Raw genomic sequence first — 822 nt, forward strand, 5'->3', positions numbered from 1 at the left:
CAAACCATTAGATACCATTAGCGAAGAAAGAATTAATGCTTACATACTAAGCCTTATTAAAGAGCATAATATCTCATCGTCGCAACAAAACCAGCGCATTAATGCCATTAAGTTTTACTACGAGAAGGTACTGGGTAAGGAAAGAATGCTATTTGACATTGATCGCCCCAGAAGAGAAAAACGCTTACCGGAAGTATTAAGCAAAAACGAAATATTTTCTTTGATTAAACAAACCAAAAACATTAAACACAAGTGTTTAATAATGCTGATATACTCATGTGGCTTACGACGAAGCGAAGCCATAAACATTCAGCTTACTGACATGAATTCGAAACGTCGTACGCTATTAATCAGGCATGCCAAGGGCAACAAGGACCGAACGGTACCCATCCCTGAAAAAACAATGAATATAATAAAGGAATATTACTTTAAGCATAAACCCTCCACCTGGTTATTCGAAGGAGTCAATCATCAGCCCTATAGTGCTACAAGTATTGATAAAGTAATTAAACGTGCTGCCCGCAATGCGGGCATTACTCGTCGTGTATATCCCCATATCCTTCGGCATAGCTTTGCTACGCATCATTTAGAACAAGGAACCGATCTCAGGCACATACAAGTGCATTTAGGACACTCCAGCACTAAAACCACAGACATCTATACTCATGTATCGAATAAAGCCATTGCCAGGATTAAAAATCCAATTGATGATTTTTAGCAGACGTAATTTTGTCTTGTTATTTACCTATATTAGCATGATAAGTAGACAAAACACCTGAGCACAATAAAATGTATATGGACAAGTTTATATACTCTGGTGTT

1 protein-coding gene is annotated in these 822 nt (G+C 37.5%); it reads left to right on the plus strand.

The window, feature by feature from the left end; all coding sequences use genetic code 11:
• The coding region (locus tag KDU71_RS22785) for a tyrosine-type recombinase/integrase (RefSeq protein WP_212193437.1) at positions 1-718 on the plus strand (718 nt) is incomplete at its 5' end.
• Positions 719-822: the final 104 nt, after the last annotated feature.

The organism is Carboxylicivirga sediminis (assembly GCF_018156225.1).
GTDB lineage: Bacteria > Bacteroidota > Bacteroidia > Bacteroidales > Marinilabiliaceae > Carboxylicivirga > Carboxylicivirga sediminis.